General features: G+C 30.3%; 23 protein-coding genes and 1 pseudogene. 3 read left to right on the top strand and 21 right to left on the bottom strand.

The window, feature by feature from the left end:
• Positions 1-165 precede the first annotated feature (165 nt).
• The 18 genes and pseudogenes from BQ9840_RS11615 to BQ9840_RS11535 all read right to left on the bottom strand — a co-directional run bounded on the left by BQ9840_RS11615 (position 166) and on the right by BQ9840_RS11535 (position 18,082).
• Positions 166-357 carry a hypothetical protein gene (locus BQ9840_RS11615; protein ID WP_159436171.1) on the bottom strand — a complete coding sequence of 64 codons (192 nt, stop codon included), beginning with the start codon at positions 355-357 and terminating at the stop codon, positions 166-168.
• A gap of 212 nt (positions 358-569) precedes the next feature.
• On the bottom strand, positions 570-842 hold the full coding sequence (locus tag BQ9840_RS11610) for a type II toxin-antitoxin system RelE family toxin (protein WP_077369928.1): 273 nt from the start codon (positions 840-842) through the stop codon (positions 570-572).
• A gap of 1 nt (position 843) precedes the next feature.
• Positions 844-1,068, bottom strand: coding sequence for a type II toxin-antitoxin system RelB family antitoxin (relB, locus tag BQ9840_RS11605; RefSeq protein ID WP_077369927.1), 225 nt, complete (start codon positions 1,066-1,068; stop codon positions 844-846).
• Positions 1,069-1,212: 144 nt separating this feature from the next.
• Entirely contained in the window at positions 1,213-1,782 is a 570-nt protein-coding gene (locus tag BQ9840_RS11600) for a DUF4830 domain-containing protein (RefSeq protein ID WP_077369926.1), read from the bottom strand.
• Complete coding sequence (locus BQ9840_RS11595) at positions 1,745-3,343, bottom strand: hypothetical protein (protein WP_077369925.1); 1,599 nt, start codon at positions 3,341-3,343, stop codon at positions 1,745-1,747. Before BQ9840_RS11595 ends, BQ9840_RS11600 begins: the two co-directional genes overlap by 38 nt.
• Positions 3,344-3,496: 153 nt before the next feature.
• On the bottom strand, positions 3,497-4,744 hold the full coding sequence (locus BQ9840_RS11590; RefSeq protein ID WP_077369924.1) for a Fic family protein: 1,248 nt from the start codon (positions 4,742-4,744) through the stop codon (positions 3,497-3,499).
• A 228-nt stretch (positions 4,745-4,972) separates the two neighbouring features.
• Positions 4,973-5,464, bottom strand: coding sequence for a DUF4411 family protein (locus BQ9840_RS11585; protein ID WP_077369923.1), 492 nt, complete (start codon positions 5,462-5,464; stop codon positions 4,973-4,975).
• Positions 5,457-6,608 (bottom strand): ImmA/IrrE family metallo-endopeptidase, encoded by a 1,152-nt coding sequence (locus tag BQ9840_RS11580; RefSeq protein ID WP_077369922.1) that lies wholly within the window; start codon positions 6,606-6,608, stop codon positions 5,457-5,459. Before BQ9840_RS11580 ends, BQ9840_RS11585 begins: the two co-directional genes overlap by 8 nt.
• Positions 6,609-6,767: 159 nt before the next feature.
• Entirely contained in the window at positions 6,768-7,397 is a 630-nt protein-coding gene (locus tag BQ9840_RS13000) for a restriction endonuclease (RefSeq protein WP_255371050.1), read from the bottom strand.
• Between the two features lie 1,596 nt (positions 7,398-8,993).
• Positions 8,994-9,443, bottom strand: a pseudogene (locus BQ9840_RS12995) (DEAD/DEAH box helicase family protein); the annotation flags it as partial.
• Between the two features lie 98 nt (positions 9,444-9,541).
• Positions 9,542-11,026 carry a recombinase family protein gene (locus tag BQ9840_RS11570; RefSeq protein ID WP_077369920.1) on the bottom strand — a complete coding sequence of 495 codons (1,485 nt, stop codon included), beginning with the start codon at positions 11,024-11,026 and terminating at the stop codon, positions 9,542-9,544.
• A complete protein-coding gene (locus tag BQ9840_RS11565) occupies positions 11,019-12,686 on the bottom strand; it encodes a recombinase family protein (protein WP_077369919.1) in 1,668 nt (555 codons plus the stop codon). The genes BQ9840_RS11570 and BQ9840_RS11565 overlap by 8 nt, the downstream gene beginning before the upstream one ends.
• Positions 12,679-14,355: a recombinase family protein gene (locus tag BQ9840_RS11560; protein WP_077369918.1), complete on the bottom strand. Its 1,677-nt coding sequence runs from the start codon at positions 14,353-14,355 to the stop codon at positions 12,679-12,681. The genes BQ9840_RS11565 and BQ9840_RS11560 overlap by 8 nt, the downstream gene beginning before the upstream one ends.
• Positions 14,356-14,455: 100 nt before the next feature.
• Positions 14,456-14,686 (bottom strand): hypothetical protein, encoded by a 231-nt coding sequence (locus BQ9840_RS11555; protein ID WP_077369917.1) that lies wholly within the window; start codon positions 14,684-14,686, stop codon positions 14,456-14,458.
• A 440-nt stretch (positions 14,687-15,126) separates the two neighbouring features.
• Positions 15,127-15,564, bottom strand: a complete 438-nt coding sequence (locus tag BQ9840_RS11550; RefSeq protein ID WP_077369916.1) for a sigma-70 family RNA polymerase sigma factor — start codon at positions 15,562-15,564, stop codon at positions 15,127-15,129.
• Between the two features lie 274 nt (positions 15,565-15,838).
• Positions 15,839-16,399: a hypothetical protein gene (locus BQ9840_RS11545; protein WP_077369915.1), complete on the bottom strand. Its 561-nt coding sequence runs from the start codon at positions 16,397-16,399 to the stop codon at positions 15,839-15,841.
• Positions 16,400-16,515: 116 nt separating this feature from the next.
• A complete protein-coding gene (locus BQ9840_RS11540; RefSeq protein WP_077369914.1) occupies positions 16,516-16,833 on the bottom strand; it encodes a hypothetical protein in 318 nt (105 codons plus the stop codon).
• Between the two features lie 13 nt (positions 16,834-16,846).
• A complete protein-coding gene (locus BQ9840_RS11535; RefSeq protein WP_077369913.1) occupies positions 16,847-18,082 on the bottom strand; it encodes a DNA polymerase Y family protein in 1,236 nt (411 codons plus the stop codon).
• 132 nt (positions 18,083-18,214) lie between these two features.
• Between BQ9840_RS11535 and BQ9840_RS11530 the strand changes: the two genes are divergently transcribed.
• The 3 genes from BQ9840_RS11530 to BQ9840_RS11520 are packed head-to-tail and all read left to right on the top strand — an operon-like array spanning position 18,215 to position 19,712.
• Positions 18,215-18,640, top strand: a complete 426-nt coding sequence (locus tag BQ9840_RS11530) for a helix-turn-helix domain-containing protein (protein WP_077369912.1) — start codon at positions 18,215-18,217, stop codon at positions 18,638-18,640.
• 5 nt (positions 18,641-18,645) lie between these two features.
• On the top strand, positions 18,646-19,176 hold the full coding sequence (locus BQ9840_RS11525; protein ID WP_077369911.1) for an ImmA/IrrE family metallo-endopeptidase: 531 nt from the start codon (positions 18,646-18,648) through the stop codon (positions 19,174-19,176).
• A gap of 32 nt (positions 19,177-19,208) precedes the next feature.
• Entirely contained in the window at positions 19,209-19,712 is a 504-nt protein-coding gene (locus BQ9840_RS11520) for a hypothetical protein (RefSeq protein WP_077369910.1), read from the top strand.
• A gap of 247 nt (positions 19,713-19,959) precedes the next feature.
• Here BQ9840_RS11520 and BQ9840_RS11515 read toward each other — a convergent pair whose 3' ends face one another.
• From BQ9840_RS11515 to BQ9840_RS11505, 3 genes are all read right to left on the bottom strand, one after another.
• Positions 19,960-20,265 (bottom strand): antibiotic biosynthesis monooxygenase family protein, encoded by a 306-nt coding sequence (locus tag BQ9840_RS11515; RefSeq protein ID WP_097677487.1) that lies wholly within the window; start codon positions 20,263-20,265, stop codon positions 19,960-19,962.
• Between the two features lie 81 nt (positions 20,266-20,346).
• Positions 20,347-20,955 carry a 4Fe-4S binding protein gene (locus tag BQ9840_RS11510; protein WP_077369909.1) on the bottom strand — a complete coding sequence of 203 codons (609 nt, stop codon included), beginning with the start codon at positions 20,953-20,955 and terminating at the stop codon, positions 20,347-20,349.
• Between the two features lie 21 nt (positions 20,956-20,976).
• Positions 20,977-24,207: a hydrophobe/amphiphile efflux-3 (HAE3) family transporter gene (locus BQ9840_RS11505; protein WP_077369908.1), complete on the bottom strand. Its 3,231-nt coding sequence runs from the start codon at positions 24,205-24,207 to the stop codon at positions 20,977-20,979.
• Positions 24,208-24,221 lie beyond the last annotated feature (14 nt).

Here is a 24,221-nt window from a genome sequence, read left to right as displayed (position 1 = left end):
ATATATATAAAGGCTTTCCTCTTTAATATAGGCTATATAATCTCCAGATTTTGAAATAACAGGATAGCTAAATTCTTTTCCTTCGTGAATTTTAGTCTCTTCTCCATTATTTAAAGAAGAAAAATATAATCCATCTTCTTTAAGATATGTAAAACTAATTTAGTTTTACACTATGTAGTATATGAAGTCAATGGTTAAATAATATTGAAAAAGCCTTAAAACATTTTTATCAAATGTATCATTTAACAAAGTAGACTTTTTTGAAACTTTTGAAGAAATAATCTGTTGTTTTATATAATTGCTTTTTTTAAAATATGAAGAAGTTACAATTGGAAATGCCAAAAATATTCCCATCATAAAAAACATATAAATCATGTAAAAGACATCACCTGAATTAAATATCTCTTCTTGTAAGGAAGATATGTATTTCAAATAAAGAATCATTAATAATACAATTAATATGAAAACTGCTGTAAATACTTTATATCCTTTAATTAATTAATATTACCTTTTTTAATTACCATATTTATTTTTAAAAAAGATAGAAAGAGAAATAAAAAGCCCTAAACTTAGAGCTTTTTATAAATATCTTTTCTATGACCTATCTCAATTATTAATATTTTAACTTCAGCATCGTTAATTTCAGCGATTATTCTATAATCTCCGACCCTATATCTCCAGTAATCTTTTAAATTACCCTTCAAAGCTTTTCCAAAAACTCTTGGATCATTAGTATTTTCTAAATTCTTGATTATCCAATTAACTATGATTCTTTGTTGAGTTTTATCTATTTTTTTTAGTTGTTTATCTGCATTTTTATCAAATAGAATTTTATATTTCATATTACATTTCCAGTTTTTTCTTTACATCATCAAAAGAAATATACTCAACTTCATTATTTTTAAGCCTTTCTTCATAATCAAGGATTGCTTTTAAATCAATTTCATCTTCAATTTTTTCTTCCAGGGCTTCTTTCATCAAAGTAGATAAGGGAACATTTTTAAATTTAGCATATTCATTGAAAGCTTTAGCTTCATCCCTATTTAACCTAACGGTAATAGTACTCATAAAAACCTCTCCTTTCATACATATATCGTAACACAATGTAGCACATTTTACAATATGAAAATAAAGTTATTTTATTCTGGTTAAATGTTTTTTCAATATTATTTAACTGCTGTAAATAAGTAAGTTTTTATCCATATATGAGATTTAATCAACTTTATCTACAAAAGTTTCGTTAAGAGTATTTTCTAAGTCTAAAGTTAAAATATTATCTATATAATCATAATCCTTCTTATTATAAAGTTCTCTATTGCTCATATTAGCAGATAAATCTCCACCTACATTTGACTGTGTTCTGGAAAGACATACCTTTGCTATTTTTACATCATGGGAATCTAAAGCTTTAAAGTATGTCTTTATAATCTCTTCAGGGCTAAGTTTTGCTAATTCTTTTTCAAGTTTATCATTATAATCAATATAATCTTGAATCCACTCATTCCAATCTTTGTTTGTTATATCTTCTAAACTCTTCCTATCAAGAGAACACGCAAAGGACTCATGCCTTCCAGCATCTATATAGGCTCCAATAATCTTTTCATCCTTTTTTATTACAATACCTCTTGCATTAATTCTAGGCTTCATATATTCAGGAAGTGGTTCTCTTAGTCTATAAATTTCTGCCTCTACTGTATTGCCTAAATAATTACTGAAATCTAAACCTATGCTTTTCGATAATTCATTATTGTAAGCCCAATATATCTTTATAGGACATACCACTCATTTTACCCATTTTTTCATCATCCTGAATTGGCTTACTATCTTTCAGCATATTTATGATATCATTTAACATCTTTTTATCTGTAATGGATATAGGCTTTACACCATTGAAATGAGGATTATCCTCATTAAATATCACCTCAACCTTTTTAATATTATTTGTATATTGATTTTCTGCATTTTCAAAGTCTTCATCCCTCATATTTAAATATATATCCATAGCTTTTTCTGTTCCTATATGTCCATAAAACCCAAAAGCCCTACCTTCATTATGATAGTCAAATATAATATTATCTGCTATTATATCCTCTTTTCCATTGACCAATTTTATCAAACTAAAAAATCCATTCCCTTTATATCTACTGAATAATATTTCATCTTTAGATATACTTATAGGCATAAAATCAAAATAATCTCCTTCTGTTACATTTTTCACCTGAGAAGTTTTTAAATCATATTCGTAGATATGGTGAGGCCCAACTTCCCAATCTTCAAAAGCTTTATTGTAATCAATAAAATCTCTAGCAATATCTACACCTTCAGTTGCTGAATACAATAATTTATCCCCATCTAAAGTAAAACTTGGAGTCATAGCAACTAAATCCTTATCCATAAAATACATAGTATTAGATGTTTTATCACTACTTATATCATACAAAACAGCTTTTTTATTTAAAATCATTTCCCTATTACCACCTTCAATTAGGCCGATTAAATTATTGTCTTTTGGATTTATAGACAAATTATCTTTATAAGGTAATACTGTTAATTTCTCGAATTTTGTATGAATTTTAGTCTCAGCATCATACACTCCTATACCTATTCCATCTGTACTTAATGAAGCTGAGTTGGATTTTTCCATAATATAAATGTACTTTCCATCCTCTGTTATATCCCATATGCTAGGATTATATCCTAGAGATTCATCAGTGGATTTTTGACCTTCAATTATTATATTTGTTGAAAATGTCTTGTTTTTTGAATCATACTCATTTAGATTTATCTCTATAATACCAACATTAGCAGCAAAATCCCCTTCTTCTGTAGTCCATTTGCTCATTTTTCTACCATAAACAATATTCTTATTAGAAGCTTTAAAATCATCATAATAGCATTGGTCTAAATGCTCTTTCCTTTCTTTAGTTAATACATTGTATGTTTTAAAACCCGGGTCCTTAGTAGCATAAACTATAGTTTTATCACCTATCCAGTCATAAGAATTATAAGTGGAATCCATTTTATCTGCTATTTTTTCATACTTTTCATTTTTTATATCATATATATAAAGACCATCATTATTAATATAGGCAATATAATCCCCTGACTTTGAAATAACAGGATAACTAAATTCCTTTCCTTCGTGAATTTTAGTCTCTTCTCCATTATTTAAAGAAGAAAAATATAATCCATCTTCCTTAATATATACTATAAAAGAGTCATTCCCTCCTATTACTTCATTAGGCATAATATTGCAAGCTACAAGAAATCCAGAAACTAATATTAGGACTAAAATGAGTATTTTATAATGCCAAGATGAGTTAAAATTCTTAAAAATCTCCATATCACAACCTCCTAATCCCTGATTTAGTTTTACACTATGTAGTATATGAAGTCAATGGTTAAATAATATTGAAAAAGTCTTGAAACATTTTTATGAAAAGCTTCAAGACCTTTTTATCACTCCACGCTGTTGGTTGCGTACTATTGTTTGAAATTAGAATTCTAAATAATCAGGATTTAAAGTATATCGTACTGGATTTTTACTTATTTTATTTAATAGTTTATTCTCATATAATCGATTTAGTTTCTTTCTTATAGTTTGATTAGTATAATTAAGATTTTCTTGTTTTTGTAATAATTCAACATCTATATAATCATTATGTGGGCCAAATAAATACATTTCAATAGCTACTTTCATAATATCTATTAAATCCCTATCTTCTTTGATATTTGAATCATTTTCTATTTTATTAAAGGACTCTTCTAGTAAGATTGTCTTGTTTTGCAAATTTTCTTTTAAGATATTCTGTCCATTATTTAATACTTCTAAAAAAGAATCTACAAAAAAATTTAATTCTCCTTGCATAGAAACTTGATTAGTGGAATCAAAAGCTTTTAAATACAGGCTTCTATTATCATTTGACCCTTGGGATAATGATAAAGCTGTAAGCCATGAGTAGTTTTCTTTAAGATATATGCTACTTATGAATCTAGCTGTTCTACCATTTCCATCATAAAAAGGATGTATATATCCAAAATAATAGTGGAATATTGCATTTTTAACTAATTCATTACATTTAGTATCACTATTTAAAAAATATAATAGTTTATTCATTATAAATATAATATATTCTTCCGTTCCAGATGCTGAGGTAATTCCACGATGTATTTCCTTTAAACCTGAAGTATATACATAAGTAGCTTCACTCCTAAAGTACTTACCATCAGGAAGGTTTTCTTCTTCTACACCGTCAACTGTAATTTCATCATATATTTTTCTAATATCTTTTATACCTTTAGGTCTTTTAAGATTACCTATTTGAAGTTCTCTATATGATTTTATAACATTAAAGAATCTAAAATTTTCTTTATTCTCTTCTTTTGGCTCTAGTACCTCTTTTGCCGTAAAAACTATTTCTTCTTTACTACTTCTTACACCTTCAAGTAAATTAGTACTATGAAGTTCCGAACTTAACATATCTATTAGAAAATTCCTTTGAGCTAGTTTTGGTAAATTATCATATAGTTGCATTAAAATAATATCATCTTTTGAAATACTACTTATTAAATCTATAGTTTTCATTGTAGGGATATAGTAAAGGTCATATATTTTGCTTTGATTAATAGGTTTGATTTGAAGTCCTGGAAGTACAATAGAATCATATTTTAATCTTTCTTTTAATTTAGCCTCTCTGTTTGTTATACTTCCTAAATTATAAAATAGTTTATTCATATATTGCATATTATCCCCCCTTTTAATGTATTATAACATAAGTATTGCCTTAAAACATTAAAATTAATCATAAATTCACTTTTTATAAAATGAAAATGCCTTTGGTCATAGTTATAATGAGTTATTTAAAATATAAACAATATAATAACAACCCTGATAACAGGTTTTTAGCTATTATCAGGGTTTTGTTTAATAAACTCACTCGACTTTATTGATACTTCTATATTTAAATACTATCTATAATCTAAATTCAGTTTCTCTCATAAATTGTAATAAGTCAATATAATTAATATTAAATTCATCACAGACATTTGGAATAAATATCTTTTTCTTTGAATTGGCTGAATATTTTTCATTTGTAACTATAGTATAATCATAAGCTAAGCCATAAGCGCATAGCCAAGAATCAGCAACTGAGGCAAATTCCTCTTTAGCTGATAACTTATAATGTTCACTATCATTTATGCTACTAATTATTTTACTATAAGCTTCTATCACTGGGGTCTCTGGTATAGTTAAAACATTGAACTTGTCCTTGTTTTCTATACACCATTCGGTTAATTGATCTCCACCCCTTACTATTTCGTTATTAACCTTTTCTATAATAATCATTTTTTCAGATGCTTTCTCTATTAGCTGTCCCCAAAATCCTGGTGCAATATCAAAGGGATATAATAGTCTATGAGCAGTAATAAAAATATTTGAATCTATTAAATAATTATTATTCATATCTAATTATTTCCTCTTTTAAAATATCATAATTTTTTGCCCTTACATCCAACAAATTAAAGGCGTAGTTATAACTTATCTCACCAGATTCTGCACCTTGAATCACAGTTTCAACAAAGTTATTACTATATCGAGATTTATAAGTAACCCAATAGTCTCCACCACTGGAATTACTTTCTTTTTTTTCTAAATCCCCCTTGGTTACTTCACTCACCTTTTGAACTAAAGATTGATTTATTAATTTAAGATTATAAAGTCTTATAGCTAATGCTAGTCTGCTCACATTGAATAGCTTACTGAGCCCTTCTATTTGATTTAAGTTTTTATCTTCTTTATTCCAATATTCCCTAATATGAGATTCAGGCATAAGTAACTCAACAGTAATTTTATTAATTTGAGACTCTAATTTTACATCTCTAGGTAAATCTTTATTTTCCAAAATATCATCTTTCTCAAACAGTATATGAATAAATTCATGCACTAACGTAAATATCTTTCCAGTTATGCTATCATTTGCATTAATAAATATTAAAGGTGCATATTCATCATATAACATAAATCCTCTAAATTCATCTATATCTAGTTTTCTATGGGTATTAGAACCTACTATCCCATTCTGCATCACAATAATCCCTTTTAGTTCAAGCCTTTCTCTTAAGAAATTATAAGCAATTCTGCTAACTTTAAAATCTCTATACCAAAACTCCTTTAGATTTAAGAATTCTTTTGCCTTATTTGCAATTTCTAAAGTAGCATCTACATCTAGTTCATTATAATTATCTAAAATTATTTTATCCCAACCATTATCTTTTCTATATTCACTTATCCAATCCTGCTTTCTACTCATATCATATATGGTATCTTTTAAATTCTTACTTATATATGGTTTCTTGTTTCCAATAGTTCTATATTCGCTTTCTATAATATCAGATTTTGGAGGTCTATCTAAAAACATATAGCCCAAAGGAACTTTTAAAAAGTTTGCTAATTTTTCCAGTTGTCTAAAAGTTGGGAAGTCCTCTTGATTTAACCACTTTTTAATATTATTGAATCTAAGATTAATTTCTTCAAAATCTTTTTGAGATTCTTTAATTGCCCATTCATATATCTCTTTTTTAACTTTAATTTTATTTGTTTCGGCCATATGGAAACCTCCTTTCTTTTATTTATATTATATCAAATTTTATTGAAAATGATTACTCTTACCATACATATTTACATCAATTTGTTAATCTCAACTACATTTATCCAACGGATTTAAATGCCAATATATTCTCCTTGAATGCATTCGTTAAAATATTTCTTATCTATTTAACTTAATATGCATATCATCTAATAATTTATTACTATCATCATATGCTTCAAACTCCACATCTGTATTTAAAGCTTTAAAATGTTCTCTTCCACAAATAATCTTTCTTTCTTCTACATCCCTTAAATCTTCGGATTTTACACTTCCCTTTGTTTCTACAACAAAATATAACTTTTCATTTCCTTCTTCTTCAACTAAAATAGCCCAATCTGGATTATATGATCCTAATGGGGTTTTTATTTTAAATTCAGATGGAAGTTTTGTATATAATTTTATAATATTGTTAGAATCAAAACTTTCAGCAAAAGTTCTTTCTCTATCAGAATCATATACTACATACTCATGGGTAGATTTTCTAGCTTCATATAGATTTTTTGATAGATAACCTGTAAGCTCTTTATTCAAAAATAGTTCCTGACAACTATAAGCTTCATCACCAATCCTAGTATATTTAATACCATCAACTAAAAGTAATCTCTTTTTTCTATTTATAATACTAGCAACTTCTTCAATATACTTTTGAGGATTTATTTTAAAATCTTTCAATGTTCCTGATCTATCTAAAATTCTAGCAATAGTTTTTCTTGTTAAATCAGTCTGATTTTGAAGAATAGTAAGCATATCCGGCAATCTATCATAATTAGAATCTATGACTTCCAATTTTCTACTATCTTCTCTCATTATAACTCCAGCTTCACTAATATCAGATTTTCCCTTTTCATACAAGATCTTTGCTCTATCTATTTTTACATTTTTCTTTATATCAATAGCACATTCCTTAATAAGTTTTTCAGAATCCACACTAACAGAATAATTAGTCTTGTATTTTATATTATCCCATAGCTCTTGAAACTCTGGAGATAATATAACTTCCTTCTTAGGTTTAACTATTCTCTTATCATTACGATCTTTAATTTTAACACCTGAAACCATCTTTTCAAGGAGAATTTTAATATCCTCTTCTATATCTTTAAACTCCTTGTCTACTTCAAATAAATTCTCCTTCATTGCTACTTGAAGTTTTCTAGTAACCTTGCCATCCTTTTCTATATATTTATTTTCTAAAAGATTTTCAAATATCTTCTTAGATCTTTCCTCTCCGATATACTTTGTTTCTCCATATTTTTCAACTTTTATATTTGCAAAACTGTGTTTTTCAATAAATCCAAATCTAATTCCTGCATCATCTTCATACTCTTTTTGTAGACTCTTTGCAAAATCTTCATAGGATTCATTAGCCATTATAGTTAATGTATTTATATCAAAACCTTCAGTTCTTGTACCATCTTGTTTAACAGAAAGTCTAAGACCTCTCCCAATCTCTTGTCTTTTTTTAGTAGTAGATTTAGTTTCATTTAATGTGCAGATTTGAAATACATTAGGATTGTCCCATCCTTCCTTTAAAGCTGAGTGAGAAAATATAAATCTAAGTTTAGAATCGAAACTTAATAGTTTTTCCTTATCTTTCATAATTAAATTATAAGTATCTTCATCATCTTTTGAGCTTCCGGTTTTTGAATCCTTTATCCTTCCCTGATTGTCTTTTGCAAAATATCCATTATGAGAATCTTTAATATGCCTATCTATATCTTCACCATTTAATAATTTTTGATATTTAGGTTTATCTAAAAGTCTTCTATATTCTTCCTCAAACCATTGTGCATATTTCCCATTTCCTATACTTCCATCTTCATTATAAATCCTATAATTATCTACCTTATCTATAAAGAATAAACTTAATACCTTTACACCTTCTTTATTTAGCCTAAGTTCCTTTTCTAAATGTTCTTCAATGGTCATTCTTATTTGAGCCCTTTTAATAATATCATCATCTATTCCACCTATATTTTGTCCCAATGGAATTATATCTTCTTGACTAGTAAAATCTATATATTCATTTCCTTCTTCACAATATATATCGTTGATTATATAGCCACTATAGAGATCCCTTCCCCCTGATAATCTAAATAAATCATCATTTTGCCTTACAGTTATAGACTTTCTCTTTAATTTCCCATTTTCCATTGCATCTATTTCTACTTTGGCAGTAATAGGGCTTTTCTTATTGTCTACACTAAGAAGTTTAATATAAGGAGTATTGTGATCGTCTTCACTTGTAATACTTGCTACTTCTATCTGTTTAACTAATTTTCTTTCGTAAGCATCAATAGCATCTAATTTATACATTAAATTTATCTTTTCTCTATGAGTAGCAGAATATCTTAAAAGACATAGAGGATTTAATGATTTAACTGCCTTCTTTGCATTAGTAGTACTTATTACAGATTGAGGTTCATCTACTATAACAATTGGATTAGTCTCCCCTATAAGCTCAATAGGTTTATTACCACTTAACTTATCATTGTTTCTATGAATAATATTACCCAAGCCTTTTTTAGTAAAATTCTTATTAAAAGCCTGAATATTAATAATCATTATTTGTATATTATTGCTTGTGGCAAAATTTCTAACCTCTTCTAAATCGTCAGAATTATATTCAAAATATTCATAAGGCTCATTTTTATAAAGCATCCTAAAATCATCCTCAGTCATTTGAAGAGATTTATAAACACCTTCTTTAATAGCAATAGAAGGTACTACTATTATAAATTTTTTAAACCCATACTTTTTGTTTAATTCCATTATAGTCCTAAGATATACGTAGGTCTTTCCCGTTCCCTATCGTGTCAAGCGAATGATGCTATTTTTCCTAAAAAACTTTATAGTAAAAGGAGACCACGATTAATTGATCTCCTTCTATTCTACTAACAATATTCTATTTTTTCTATTCCTTTACCTGAAATGTATATTGTTTTAATATATTTAGCTACTACATCTTCAGTAAGACTTTCTATACTTCCACTTTCTTTCAGTTCCTTATCAATAACTTTTATACGTTTATTATTCTCTTCAGTGGATTCTTCTAATTGATCTTTTAAGCCTATAAAAGCTTCTCTTGAAATCTTACCAAACTTATAATTTTCAAATTCTATTCTTTTCTTCTTTAAAAGTTCATCATTCTTATCATAGAGTTTTTTCTGTTCCTTTAGGAGTCTTTCTTTTTCTGCCTTATCTGTGTGAAACCTATCTTTAAGAATTTTAAAGACATCCTCTTCTAAATCCTTATAATGAGGCAACTTTTCTTCCTGGTCTAGCATCCTGCAATAATAACAGTAGAGATTTATACCTATTAACTCTTTTCCATTGGAACTTTTAAGAAATCTTATTTTATAACCGCACTTGTTGCATCTTACAAAGGGAGCAATAGGACTGTTTTTATATTTGCTCTTTCCACCATAGAATTTATTTTTATGCCTTGATTTTAGTAGTTCACTTACCCTATCAAAGGTTTCTTTGCTTATAATGGCTTCATGGTTATTGTAAATCTTTTCCCATTCTTCCTTAGGATGATAAGTAACACTACCACCATCAAGCTTACTTTTGCTTGTCTTATTAAAGACCATTGTTCCAGTATATACTTCATTTTTTAAAATCCTTCTAACCATACTATGAGACCATATTGTTTGCTCTACAGTAGAAAACCACCTATTAGAATATGAGTCATAGCCTTTAATCTGGTTTCTTCTTGCTCTAGCAGTAATAACACCTTCATCATTAAGGATTTTCGCAGTTTCATTTAAAGTATATCCTTCAAGGATAAGCTGGAATATATATCTGACATTATCTGAAACCGATTCATCAATGATAAGCTTGTACTTATTTTTAGGATCTTTTAGATATCCATATGGCGGTGTTCCTGTGGTATATTTCCCCTGCTTTCTAGCTGTGTAAAGGGCAGTAGTCATCTTTTCTGAAATATCTCTACTATAATAATCATTAAGAAGATTTTTAAATTGAATATCTAGCTCTGTACCATTATGGCCTTCCTTATCACTATCATAGCCATCATTTATTGCTATAAATCTAACTCCCATAAAAGGAAAGATGTTTTCAAGATAGTCCCCTATTTCAATATAATTTCTCATAAATCGTGACATGTCTTTTACTATAATACAGTTAATCTCTTGTCCCCTTACTTTTTTAAGGAGCATATCAAGTCCTGGTCTTGAAGTAGTACTTACACTATAGCCTTCATCAACAAATTCTTCTATATTTGCTTTTTTTAGTTCTTGGTCATTAAAGATGAAATGCTTAATTATATTTCTTTGAGAATTTATAGTTTCTTCTGTTTGTTTTTGTCTATCTCTTTCAGAAAAAGAAATCCTCATATAAATAGCAATGTTATTCATTTGATTTCATCTCCTTCCCAGCCAGATAGCCCTTTAAACTAATTTTTATAGTTTCATTATCATATACATCAATACGGTTAATGTATTTAGGGATAATTTCTTCATCCAGTTTAATATCCTTATAGGAAGTTAAATAATCAAATAGCTCTAACTCTTCTTCAGTCTTAGCCTCTATAGATAGAATTTCTAAATCAAGATTACTTAATTCTTTTTCATAGGCGTTTAATCTATTTCTATTTAATATCCTTTCTTCTAGGTATTCTTCCTTTTCAAGCTTTCCTAAACTATAGGCTTCATATAACTTTTTTAATTCCGAATTAAGCTTAGAAATCTTAAGCGAAAGGGATATCCGATGTTTTTCTACTACCTCAATATTCATCTTGCTTATATCAATTATTCTATCTTTACAATCTGCTCCACTTGCATCAATACTCAATACATTCCTTAGTTTATTTATAACTAATCTATCTAAATCCTCTTCCATGATAGAAATATAGGGTGTTTCTAGTATAACCCCATTGTTTTCTTCATTTGTAAATTTATAATAGTAGAACTTAGCATTCTTCTTTCTACTTTTTATACAATTTCTTTTTAAAATAAGCTTAGTATTGCCATCAAATATTAGGCCTTTATATTTATTAATTGGCTCTCTTTTAAGATCATGTCTTGTTATTTTAAAATGATCTTTTCCCTTATTATTATCCAGTATCTCCTGAGCTGCTATAAATAGATCCTTTGTAATTATAGCTTCATGAGTATCTTCTACAACTATCCATTCATCTTTAGGCTTTTGCCTATAATGGCCAGACTTTTTACCTTGGACATTTTCCTTAGTTCCTTGAACAAGACATCCTGTATAAACTCTTTGCCTAAGCATATTTGCTATTGTACCTTTCCTCCATTGTGGCTCTCCAGGTTCACGCATAATATTACCTGTTTTATTATAGGCACTTGATGTAGAAATATTATCTTCGTTAAGCTCTTTAGCAATTTTAAATGTATTTTCACCAGCTACATATCTAGTAAATATTCTCTCTATTATCTTTTTGCTTACTTCATCAGGCTCAAGTTTTCTTCCACCATCTTTTTCTACTACCTTATAACCAAATGGTGGAGTTGAACCTATAAAGAATCCTTGCTTGGCATTTAGCCTTTTGCTTGTTTTAACCTTATAACCAATATCTTTTGCATACATGTAATTTATAAGGTTCTTTATTAGCATTTCAAAGGATAATTTTGCATCAATACCTCTTTCTGTATCGATCTTATCTACTACAGAAATAAATCTTACTCCTAAAAAGGGAAATACCTTGTCTACAAGTCTGCCCATTTCAAGATGCTCTCTACCAAGTCGTGATAGGTCTCTTATTATAATACAATTTATAAGACCACTTCTCACATCATCCATCATTTCAATATATCCAGGCCTGTCAAAATTTGTTCCAGAATACTCATAGTCTGTATAAACCTTGACTAAATTCATATTTTCACTGTTGGCATATTCCTGACAGATTTCAATTTGGGTTTCAATAGAAGATGATTTATTCCTCCATTCCTCTGTTCTTTCTTGTGAGAGCCTAGTATAAATTCCAGCCCTAAATGAACTAAGAGTTTTCTTTTCTTCTGTCTTTATAAGATTCCTTCTAGATATTCTAGCCATTAACAACTACCCCCTCTCTTGGAGTGGTTAAGTTCTTAGTAGCTATCGTGTTAAAGGAAATAAGGTTTGAAGCATTGCCTTTCTTTACTCCACTTATTATTCTCTTTAATATATCTAGTTTTTCCATATCATTAAAAAATACTGCTATTCTAGATCTACCTTCTTGGTCTTTTTCCTCTACCAATATCCTATCTACAAATAAAGCGAGGGTTTGCCTGTCTATACTTTCAATGTTTTTATACTTCTCCAAATCAGTAAGCCAGTTTTCCTTAGAGGAAAGTATATCTTTTAATTCTTCATAGGCTTTCTTTCTGCTTATCATCTGCCCCTCTATATCCTTAATTTTAAGCTGATAGCTTTTTCTAAAGGACTGAAATTCATCTTCATCAATTAGTCCATCTTCCAAATCAAGGTAAAGAGATTTTCTAAGGGTTTCATACTTCTTCTTATCAGCAATTAAATCATCTAAATCCAGTTGGTATTTTGTTTTACTTAAATCAGTTTCTCTTATTCGTGTAAACAATTCTTCTTGATATTTTATATGCTGCCTAAGGATAAAATCCAATAATGATAAAATTTCTTCCTCTCTTATACTGTGTCTTGAACAACCATTTCCTCTATTGTATAAACCACAGATATAATAGATTTTATAACCATCCTTTGTTTTTTGCCTTCTTCTAATAAGTTGATTCCCACAATCTGCACAATAAAGAAGACCTGTTAGAAAATCAGGTTTTGATTTTCTATTAAGGATATCTCTTCCCATCATCTTATTGGCTACATTAAACATAGTTTCAGACACTATAGCTTCATGAGTTCCTTCTACCTTAATCCAATCCTCTTCTAAGACCTTAATCTCTTTATTAGACTTATAATTAAGCTTGGTCCGTTTTCCTTGTTCAAGAACCCCTATATAAACCCTATTTTCAATAATCCTATTTATCATCTTTGCTTGCCATTTATTTTTATTACTGGCAAAACCTGTTGAATAATTAGAACCTTGGCTTTCCTTATAGGTTCCAGGGGTTTGGATCCCAAGTTTATTAAGCTCATCTGCTATAACCTTTGAAGAGTAGCCTTCAATTTTCATTTCAAATATCTTTCTTATTATATGAGATACATTTCTGTCAACTATAAGATGGTTCTTTTGCTTCTTATTTTTCTTATATCCATAGGGTGCAAATGCCCCTATGAATTCTCCTCTTTGTCTTTTAGTTTTTTGAGAACTTTTTACTTTCATAGATATGTCTCTGCAATAACTATCATTAATAAAGTTTTTTATAGGAAGAATAAGATGTGTGTCACTTACATCAGCACTTTCACTATCATAGTTATCATTAACTGATATAAATCTGACTCCCATTTGAGGAAAAGTTTTCTGAAGAAACTTTCCCGACTCAATATAATCTCTTCCAAATCTTGAAAGGTCTTTAACAATAATTGTTTTACAGTCTTTCTTTTCTAGGTCATGAAGCATTCTTTTAAAATCTGGTCTGTCAAAGTTTGAGCCTGTATAACCATCATCAATAAATTCTTTGATAATCTTAAAGCCTGCCTTGTCAGCATAACTTTTAATAAGCTCCCTTTGATTAGTAATAGAATTGCTTTCACCTTCATCACCATCGTCTCTTGATAGACGAAGATACATATAAGCTTTAGTTCTTTCCATTTCTCTTCTCTCCTTAATAAATATTTTGGGTGCAATTTATTAAGGATTTCAGAAACTTTATATTTTTATCTTACCGCACTTATATATATCTGTCAGCACCCTAAATCCTTAATTCTAATTTACATAAATCTTCAACAAAATCATCCATACTAACCTTTGTCTCTCCTATACAACAATTAACAAGAACATTGCCTACCTGGATAAAAAGATTCTTTCTACCTTCAGGTATTGCCTCTAGTTCTTGAGCTAAATATCTTTCTTTTGATAATTCCTCTTTATATCTATAATTGACAGAAGAAGAGTTCTCATTTTTATTTTTTATAGTTTTCATCTTGATACCTCTTCTTTCTTTAATATTTTTTATGTAAGTTTTTTGACATTGACAAGTGCTTTGGCAGCTACATAGGAATTTCACCTCTCCCCTTTTCTCGATAGGGAGCAACAACGTATAGAAGTATCATTGTCACCATTTATATCTTTGCAAGAAAGGTTGCCAATCATTTCTTGTAGCAAACTATTTATCGCTTACATTTTTCTATCCTTTGCGTTTAGCGTTATGCAAGTATGTATTTAAACCAAGGCTTGGCCTTAGCAAAATGGTCATGGCGTAGTTTCTACTGGCTTCATAAATGGATAAAGTCTTGTCCTGGTCTATTTAGTTTTCAAAGTTCAAAATATATAAATTTTTATTGTTATATAAAGGACTGCATTTTGTCCCTTATATATAACAGTGAAAAATCCACCCCTTTGATTCGCTTTTTTTAAAACTTTTTATTTTTCTTTCCAATCTTCTAAAAAGATTTTTAATTTCTTTAAGGTTTTTTCTTTTCTTCTAAATACTGCTCCTTGGCTAATATTTAATTTTTTTGCTAAATCTCTTTGGGGAACTTCATCAAAAAAAAGAGCCTGAATAATTTCCCTTTCTTCTGGGCTTAATTTATTCAAGGCTTTATTAAGTGCTTCTATTTGCATTTTTACTGCTACTAATTTTTCGATGTCAATAGTTTTATCTGCAACTCTCTCCTCAAAGGCTCTATCTTTTTCTTCTATCGCAAGTTCTGAGAAATAACTTAGTTTATTCTGTCTATCTAGCCTTTTAAGATAATTTTCTCTATTTGTCTCACTCCAATATTCTTTATAAATTTCCTCCGCTACATCTACTTTTTTATCCCCTATAAAGAGATAGTAATTCTTTTTATCTTTTTTCATTTTCTTTCCTCCTGTGAATTTAAAATTTTCAATTTAAAATTCACAAAGAGGAGGTTCTCTAATGTATTTCACCTGTTTCACCTCAATTTAGGGCAAAAAAAAGACAAGTGTAAGAGCCACATGTCTTCTTCAAACCTTATATTTAGGCATAAAAAAACCTCCATTTTTCCAAACAGAGGTTGCCTATTGTATTGAGTGTAACAGGCTTAAAGTCTCATTACAGTACCAAAAGGGTTCCAGTTTTATTCCATTTTAGTCCCATAAAAGTCTCATTTTATAATTCAATTTTATAATCTATCTTATCTTCTGCTACTTTTAGCTTACAATTTGATAAGTCTTCATAATTTCTATCGAAAACACTATATCCAAAAAGCATGACTCCAAATATGAGTATAGCTTTATTCATATATCTATAATAGGTGGATCTTGAAATTAAAAGCAATTCAGAAATTTCCTCATTACTTCTTATTTTCTTCTCAAAATATTTATAAGTAATAATATCTGCATAAATTTCACCCTTGTTTGGATAAGCACTTAATCTAGATAAAGCATCATCCATAAGCTTAAGTAAAAATATGCTTTGTTGTGTATTTAAGAGCTGGCTTTCAACCTTCTCTATGTTAATATCCTTATCTATTTCTAATATAGATAGGACAATATCATCCAAATGTTTTCTTTTTGTTTCGTAAAATATGTTATCTAGATTTTCTATATGGTCCTGGATATGGAAATCTACTTTTCGATACAAGCTCAGGAGAAGTTTAATATCATTCCTTAACTTCTTTTTATCTAGATTTTCTAATTTGTATTCCTTTATCATCCCATTAAAATTCATGATATACCCTCCTCCTAGCGAAAGTAAAGTTTCTTCTGTGTCCTAGACCAAAGTCCCAGAATACCCATTCCGTAATATCCCAGGATTTTGCATTAACTTGCATTTTTATCAACTCCTTAATATGTTGTTGTAACTAGGAATATTCTTCCCATAAAGTCCTTTTCTTTTTTACTAATTGCTTTTGCTATCCTTACTCCATCCTTCTTATTTCTCAAATCCTTAATTATAATTAAATCTCCCTCTTTATAACTAGCCTTGGTATCTACAAAAATTATACTTCCATTGACTATACCATGTGGTAAAATCCCCCTACTATCATCAGCTAGGTAGGAGATAATCTGTCCTTTTGCCTTATATCCTTTTATTCCTATAAGATCCTCATAACTTCCTGGGCTATATTTATTTTTCTTCTCTCTAGATTTTCCTTCATCCACCTTGTCCCCCCTCCTATCTAGTTCCACCTGGTAGAGTCACTACTTCATTTCTCTCCATAGGCATCTTAATATCTCCCATAAGACCAGCATAAGAAATAGAATAGTCACCAAATCTCTCTCTGATTTTAAAGAAGGCATCATCTACCTTCTCTCTCTTTATTAGTTTTGAATAGTCCTCATAGAAGCTTAATTGACTTCCATTCTTCTCTCCTATTAGATTTATTGCTCTAATAGTTAAAGCTCTGATAGGACTTTCCCAACTATACTTTTCTAAGAAGAGGTCATAAGCTTCTTCTGCTAAGATAGTAGAAGATAGACTAGGATAGGATATCTGTCTTTGATATTGCTTAGATAATAGATTGTTATTTTTAACGGATATTTGAATTCCTCCAGCTAAGTATCCATAGCTTCTTAAGGCCTTGGATACTCCAAAGGATAATTCTCTAAATACCCTATAAACTTCTAAGTTGTTTTCTAAATCTTCTGTAGTAGTTATTCCTCTTCCTACCGACTTAACTGGAGCCCTGTAGTCCCTATCAGTTACTGAACTATAATCTCTACCATTGGCATAGTTCCATAAATAAACTCCATTAATACCTAGCTTCATCCTGATTAAATCTGGATCTCCCCTAGCCAAGTCTCCTATAGTGAAAATCATTAGCCTATTTAACTTTTTCTTAGAAGCCTTACCTACTCCTAAAAGTTCTTCTACTGGTAAATTCCATATCTTCTCCTTAAAATCTTCCCTAGCTATTTCTGTCACTGCATCTGGTTTTTTCATATCAGAACCTAATTTTGCAAAAATCTTATTAAAGCTTACCCCTATACTTACTGTAATTCCTAGTTCTTTTTTTATCCGACTTCTTATCTCTTCAGCTATGTCTCTACCTTTTCCAAATAAATGGAGAGAACCTGATACATCTAACCAACACTCATCAATCCCATAAGGCTCTACCTGGTTGGAATAGTCATAATAAATATCCCTGGCCCATTTGGAGTGCTTTAGGTATTCATCATAATTAGGAGGAACTATTAAAAGATTAGGACACTTTAGTTGAGCTTCCCAAATAGCCTCTCCAGTCTTTACTCCTAATACTTTAGCTTCTTGAGATTTAGCTAATACTATCCCATGCCTGTCCTCCCTTCTGCCACATACAGCTAGAGGAATGCCTTTTAGTTTTGGATTAAGCTTGGTCTCAATGGAAGCATAGCAATTATTCATATCTGCATGTAAAATAACTCTTTCCATTAAACTCCCTTGACAGTGACTGTCCGCTATTGTACAATAGGATTATATTCAAGCATGTAATGTCTATTATAGGACAGTGAATGTCCATTGTCAATCGAAAATAATTTTTAATAGAAAGAAAAGGTGAAGATAATGAAATTTGGCCAAAAATTAAAGATTCTTAGAGAGGAGCAAGGTCTGACCCAAGATGATCTAGCTAAAATGGTTGGTGTGTCTTCTAAGACCATCTCCAGGTATGAGTCTGGAGAATCAAATCCTAGGTATCCTAGAATTTATGATGATCTGGCAAAAGCTTTAAAAATTGATAAACTTGAACTTTTAAGTAATGAAGATGCCTTTGTCCTTTCTATCAAGGAAAAGTTTGGTTCTTATGATGCTAACTATGCTTCTGATTTAGTAAACGGTATGGTGGGTTTAATGGCTGGTGGGGATATAACTGATGATGATAAAAGGGTAATCTTAGAAACTCTCCAAGAAGCTTTCATCATTTCTAAGAAAGAAAACAAGAAATTTATACCTAAAAAATTCAGAGTAGTTGATGATGAAAATAAGGAATAGATATTATGAAAAACAGGTATGGATTAATCTATGAAGATGCCATGAAGTTAATTATGAAGCATGAAACTAGAGACCCTGAATTGATTTTAAGAAACAGAAATGTCAATCTACTACCATTTACTGGCCAGACCCATGCTTTAGGTATGTATGTGGTTATTAAGAGGAATCGCTTTGTTTTCTACAATCCCTCTATTGATGATAATTTTAAAAGAATGATGTTTGCCCATGAGCTAGGCCATGATCTTTACCATCGAGCGGAAGCCAAGGAAGGACTGTCAGAGTTCACCCTCTTTGACGTTAAATCAAGCCTAGAGTATGAAGCTAATCTTTTTGCTTTCCACTTACTCCTAGATGAAGAGGAAATTATTGATTATGGGAAAATGGGCTATGACCTAGATCAAATCGCCCAGGTTATGAAAGTTAATATTAATCTTTTACTCTTCAAGTTTTATGGAATGAATAAATTAGGATATGATTTTAACCTAGACCAATCTCTAGATAGAAAATTCTTTAAAAATATTGATGGGAAAAAGTAAAATAAGAAAATAGGCTATAGGGGGTCAGTATAATGATAGGATTATTTATAGGGATATGTTTAATAATATTAGTTCTTTTTATAAATCTTTATAAGAATATTACCTTGCTTTCCTTCAAAACAATGGCATTTGGAATTGACTTCTTTGTTATTCTATTTTATGCAATATATCTTTTCCATCCCAATATAGCTACAAAACTTGTAGAGGGAAAACTTCAATATTTACTTGATGCTGGAGCTGGAATCCTTGCCATAATTCTCTATGGACTTTTGATTTTATTTATCAATGATACTTTCCCTAGGGTAAGCAATATACTTAATTTGATTATTACATTTATAGGTGTTGGCATAGCACTACCTTTTACAATAGGACTTCTGACCCCTATAATTCAAATTTTCAATAAAGGCTTTATATTCAATGGAGATATTATTTTATCCCAAAACCATATGCTTGGTCTTTTTCTGAAATATATGATTTTGGGAATTATTACTCTTCCAATATGGAGATATAGGATGAGTAAGCTTGAAGAATTTTAATATAAATAGGCAGATAAAAAGCGACCACTCTAAGAAATATTTTCTTAAAGTTGTCGCTTTATTTTTATCCTTATCACTATGCCAAAATTGATTGGGAGAGACAATTTTAATATCTTAATAAGCCCATGATTATTATTAACTTCATAAGAATTATCTATTCTTTCTAACATTTTTAATACACCTCAATTTAATTTTTATAAGTGTATTATACCCTACGATCTCACCCAATAATCTATTCTTCCTTTATCTACCTGTTCAAGAAATCATTAGAATCACCTGGGGCTTCTGCCCTATCATTATTTGTATAACATCTAAGTTTTGATGTAACCGTTGTTGTGTAACTTTCAAATATATTGTCTCGCCCTTCTTTTTGGCTTAGTCGATGGTCTATTTGATTTCTCCATTCATTCAGATAGTCTTCATTTTCCCATACTGATAGACTTAAAAGTTTCCTTTCATCTACAAGGCTAGAGAAACGCTCCGACCTTACAAATCCTTTATTTACTTCAACATGCCTCTTAAGTTTATCTGCTATATTTAAATATTGGTCCATTTAGTCCTTATTAATTACTACTACAAATATTACATAAATCATTTTTTCTGATATCATTATCTTCGTCTCCTCCATCTATTTCTATTTTATAGAATCAGTAGGACATGCTTCAACACACTTTCCACATTGAAGACATTCATTATTTATTATAAGAGGATAGTCTTTTTTATCTTCCCAAATAAAAGCATCTGCTGGACAAACTCTTACACATTTACCACACTTTATACAACCACCATTATAGACCCTATATGCTTTCTTATTAAACTTAGAAAAAATAGATAGTAAACTACCATAGGGACAAAGATACCTATGCCAAAATTCTGGCCTGTAAAAGTAGGTTATTATTAGCCCTAAAGAAAATAGGATTGGCAATACTGGCAACTTCTTACCTGTTTTGAAAACTATAACCATAGTTCCTAGAAATAAGGCTAAAATACCATACCTAACAATTGCTTTTTTAAATAGATCTGGAACAGATTTTCTTTTTCTTTTCTTTTTATTTGCTTTACCATCTATTATCTCCATACCAGTGTTTATGGGACAAATATAGCCACAATAAAATCTTCCAAAATAGGTTGATAATAGTAAACTACCACCAAATATGGCCATCCAAACTTGTACTTTCCCAAGAATTATTAGACTTATAAATAATACTAGGCTAACCCCTTGAACTATCTTCCTTTTTTTCAAGATATATTCCCCCTTCTTTCCTTATTCTTGTGGTACCTCCTTATATGCTTCTTTCTTCACCTTGTCACTTACAATGAACCTATCCAAAATCCATATCAAGGCTGGTAGGATTATAAAGGTTGCCATCAGGGCCAAGGATATATTTATTACTGTCATCAGACCAAAATCCTTAAGTATTACAAACTTTGAAGTCATTAGAACACTAAATCCACCAACTGTGGTAAGTCCTGATGCTAGTGTTGCCTTACCTATAAACTTTATAGTAGTAAAGAGAGCCTTTCTTTTATCTTTCCCTTCATTTCTTTCTTCCAAATACCTTTCAAGTAACATTATAGTCATTTCAGTTCCCATCCCTAAAACCAAGGCTCCAAGGGTTGCTGTTATGGGAGTATATTTTAAGCCTAGTAGGTTCATAATGCCACCAGACATACCTACTATTAGGACAACTGGAAGTACTGCTACAAGAGCCTTGAAGAAGGATCTATAAAGTATTAACAGGGATAAAAATACTAATCCCAAACCTATAATGGTCATTCTTAACCTACCATCTGTTAGTCCCTTAACCATTTCAACATCTAAAACAGATTTCCCTGTAATTGATGTCTTTATAGGGGCATCTTCTAGCATAATCTTCATATCTTCCACAAACTCTTGTAACTCTGCTGTTGCCATATGTTCTACATTCATAAGAATAACAGCCTTATCCTTCTCATCGCTAATAAACATCCTTCTTTGGCTTTCTGGTATGTCATTATCTATAATCTCCAGATATTCATCAAAGCTTATTTCTTCTATATCAGAGAAGTTTTCTACAAGATTATCTATATATTTGATATCTACAATCCTATCTGAAAATTCAGCTCTTGCTTGCTTGCTTATGTCTCTCATCCAGCTGAGATTGTCTTCAGTAAGAAGTTCTTCGTCTTCCATAAATATAACCATTTGATTTGTAGATCCTACAATATCCCTAATATAGTGAATATCATGAAGGGCATCCATATCTTGGGGCATAAAGGTTTCTATATCTGTTTCTACACCTACCTTCGTATCAGCTATAAGCCCGAAGGTAGCCAGGCCTATGGCAATTATTATTATTAGAGGTGCTAGTTTTATAACTGAGTTTACTGTAAATCTTAAAAACTTATCTATTGGGCCTGCCTTTTCATAGTCTTTAATTCTAAAGTCCCTAGCCTTTGATGCCACTGTATCCCTAGCACTAAGAACTGGCATTAGTAAAAAGATACTTCCTATAAAGGAAACTGTAACTCCTATTGTAAGCATCTTTCCAAAATCTTGTATCATAGGTACTGGGGATGCAAAGAGGGATACAAATCCTAATACTGTAGCTAGTACAGCTAGACCCACAGCCTTACCAATTTGTACAAGGGTTGTTTTTACGGAATGCTCTTCTTCATATCTATTTTGAAATTGTATAGAATAGTCTATACCTAGCCCAATTAAGATGGGAAAGACTGCCATGGAAACCATGGTCATGGAAACATTTAAATGTCCCATAAGTCCTAATGTGGCTATTACAGATACAAATATTATTCCAAGACTTAAGGCCCTCCATCTAACCCTAAAGACCAGGTTGAGTATTATAAGCATCAAAGCTACTGCTGAAGCAACCATTATTATCATATTAGATTTCATCTCTGTTCTTAGGGAGGAATCCAATACAGGTTTTCCTGAAACTATGAAGTTCACATCAAAGTCTTCTGCTTCCATAGCATGGGAGACTTCATTAAAAATAGAGTCAATCTCACTATCTTCTAGGTTTCCTTTTAACTTAATCATTATCATCATATGATTTTCATCGATTATGGTATCAGAAAATATATCTCTTAAATTTCCATCTTCATACAAAATATTTTCTAATTCTTTTTGATTGTGGGGAAAATATGGAATCATCATTCCAGATTTTTCATGGAAGGTCTTAAGTCCACCACTTATTTTACTAAGGTTTTCACCCATAGTAATAAATCCATCTGACATTGTTTTTAACTCATCCGGTGAAATACCGCCTGATAGATTGTCTTTCATAGCTGAAACTTCTTTTTCTATGTTTCCTTTTAAAGAAGAAAAAACATTTGAGCTATCTGGAAGTATGCTTCCACCTGCTGCCATTTGAGAGAGGCCCTTACTTAAATCACCTAAGTTTTCTCCCATAGTAATAAAACCATTTGACATTTGCTTTAGTTCTTCTGAGGATATCCCATCGCCAGATAAAGCTTTTTTCATTTCTTCTAACTCTTGCTTTAGTTTTTGACCAATATTGTTAAGTGCCTGAGAAGTATTTTCATTACCCTGTGAAAGCTTTCCTGTATTCTCTGACATCATTGATAAACCTGCAGAGCTTTTATCTATATTTTCTGCAAACATATTTAGTTTTTTATAAAGCTCAGGATTGCCTTTCATCTCTTCTGCCATTTGTCCTAGCTGTCTTGATACTTCCTTTAAGCCTGCTGAAGAAGTATCCAATCCACCTCCCAGTTCTGTTACACCTTTTGCTAAATCATCTTGACCACTGCTAAGTTCATCAAATACCTTTGAAATTCCTGATAATTCCTCTAACTTTTCTTCTATCATCTTTGGATTAGGTATATCTTTACCGGCTAACTCACTGCCTATATTACTTAGTTTTTGCCCCATCTCTCCCAACCCATTACCCATGGTCATAAACTTATCTTTTAATTCTTTTTCTTGTTCTCCAGCCATATCATCCATAAGCTTACTTGGATCCATAGATTTCATTAAATTATCAAGCTTTTCTTCTACTGCCTGAGGATCTGGTAATTCTTTACTTCCTAATTCTTGGCCTATTTCAGTAAGTTTATCTCCCAATTCACCAAGTCCATCGCTAATATTTGGTACTTGTTTCTTTATTTCTGTTCCTTGTTTATCTGTTATTTGATGTACAATGCTAGCTGGACTCATAAGAGTAAAAATTCCTTCATTATATTTAAGTCTTTCTTCCACATTCCACATCTTTTTCATATTATCTAACTTTAATAAATCCTCTTCTTCACCTTCAAGTAGTACCATGATGGCATCTCCACCAAATTCCTCCTCCATAGCATAATTAGATATATAGGCTTCATTGCTAGTCTTGACTAGAGTTTCACTACCAGTCGCCATGTTTACCTTTATAGCACCAACTATCATAAGGGCAAATATTATTATAGTTACAAATAAGGTTTTAAAAGGAGTTTTTTCTATTCTACTTCCTATCTTGGAAAATATCTTGTTCATGATAACCCATCCTT

The sequence above is a fragment of the Anaerosalibacter sp. Marseille-P3206 genome, from assembly GCF_900155565.1.
Classification (GTDB): Bacteria; Bacillota; Clostridia; order Tissierellales; family Sporanaerobacteraceae; genus FUHM01.
Note: the sequence above shows the minus strand (reverse complement) of the source record. Positions and strands in the feature narration are given on the sequence as shown.

Excerpts from the sequence above, each read along its gene's own strand:
- BQ9840_RS11615 (WP_159436171.1), bottom strand. The coding sequence starts at position 357 with ATGATGGGAATATTTTTGGCATTTCCAATTGTAACTTCTTCATATTTT.
- BQ9840_RS11610 (WP_077369928.1), bottom strand. The coding sequence starts at position 842 with ATGAAATATAAAATTCTATTTGATAAAAATGCAGATAAACAACTAAAA.
- relB (WP_077369927.1), bottom strand. The coding sequence starts at position 1,068 with ATGAGTACTATTACCGTTAGGTTAAATAGGGATGAAGCTAAAGCTTTC.
- BQ9840_RS11595 (WP_077369925.1), bottom strand. The coding sequence starts at position 3,343 with ATGGAGATTTTTAAGAATTTTAACTCATCTTGGCATTATAAAATACTC.
- BQ9840_RS11590 (WP_077369924.1), bottom strand. The coding sequence starts at position 4,744 with ATGCAATATATGAATAAACTATTTTATAATTTAGGAAGTATAACAAAC.
- BQ9840_RS11585 (WP_077369923.1), bottom strand. The coding sequence starts at position 5,464 with ATGAATAATAATTATTTAATAGATTCAAATATTTTTATTACTGCTCAT.
- BQ9840_RS11580 (WP_077369922.1), bottom strand. The coding sequence starts at position 6,608 with ATGGCCGAAACAAATAAAATTAAAGTTAAAAAAGAGATATATGAATGG.
- BQ9840_RS13000 (WP_255371050.1), bottom strand. The coding sequence starts at position 7,397 with ATGCTTACTATTCTTCAAAATCAGACTGATTTAACAAGAAAAACTATT.
- BQ9840_RS11570 (WP_077369920.1), bottom strand. The coding sequence starts at position 11,026 with ATGAATAACATTGCTATTTATATGAGGATTTCTTTTTCTGAAAGAGAT.
- BQ9840_RS11565 (WP_077369919.1), bottom strand. The coding sequence starts at position 12,686 with ATGGCTAGAATATCTAGAAGGAATCTTATAAAGACAGAAGAAAAGAAA.
- BQ9840_RS11560 (WP_077369918.1), bottom strand. The coding sequence starts at position 14,355 with ATGGAAAGAACTAAAGCTTATATGTATCTTCGTCTATCAAGAGACGAT.
- BQ9840_RS11555 (WP_077369917.1), bottom strand. The coding sequence starts at position 14,686 with ATGAAAACTATAAAAAATAAAAATGAGAACTCTTCTTCTGTCAATTAT.
- BQ9840_RS11550 (WP_077369916.1), bottom strand. The coding sequence starts at position 15,564 with ATGAAAAAAGATAAAAAGAATTACTATCTCTTTATAGGGGATAAAAAA.
- BQ9840_RS11545 (WP_077369915.1), bottom strand. The coding sequence starts at position 16,399 with ATGAATTTTAATGGGATGATAAAGGAATACAAATTAGAAAATCTAGAT.
- BQ9840_RS11535 (WP_077369913.1), bottom strand. The coding sequence starts at position 18,082 with ATGGAAAGAGTTATTTTACATGCAGATATGAATAATTGCTATGCTTCC.
- BQ9840_RS11530 (WP_077369912.1), top strand. The coding sequence starts at position 18,215 with ATGAAATTTGGCCAAAAATTAAAGATTCTTAGAGAGGAGCAAGGTCTG.
- BQ9840_RS11525 (WP_077369911.1), top strand. The coding sequence starts at position 18,646 with ATGAAAAACAGGTATGGATTAATCTATGAAGATGCCATGAAGTTAATT.
- BQ9840_RS11520 (WP_077369910.1), top strand. The coding sequence starts at position 19,209 with ATGATAGGATTATTTATAGGGATATGTTTAATAATATTAGTTCTTTTT.
- BQ9840_RS11515 (WP_097677487.1), bottom strand. The coding sequence starts at position 20,265 with ATGGACCAATATTTAAATATAGCAGATAAACTTAAGAGGCATGTTGAA.
- BQ9840_RS11505 (WP_077369908.1), bottom strand. The coding sequence starts at position 24,207 with ATGAACAAGATATTTTCCAAGATAGGAAGTAGAATAGAAAAAACTCCT.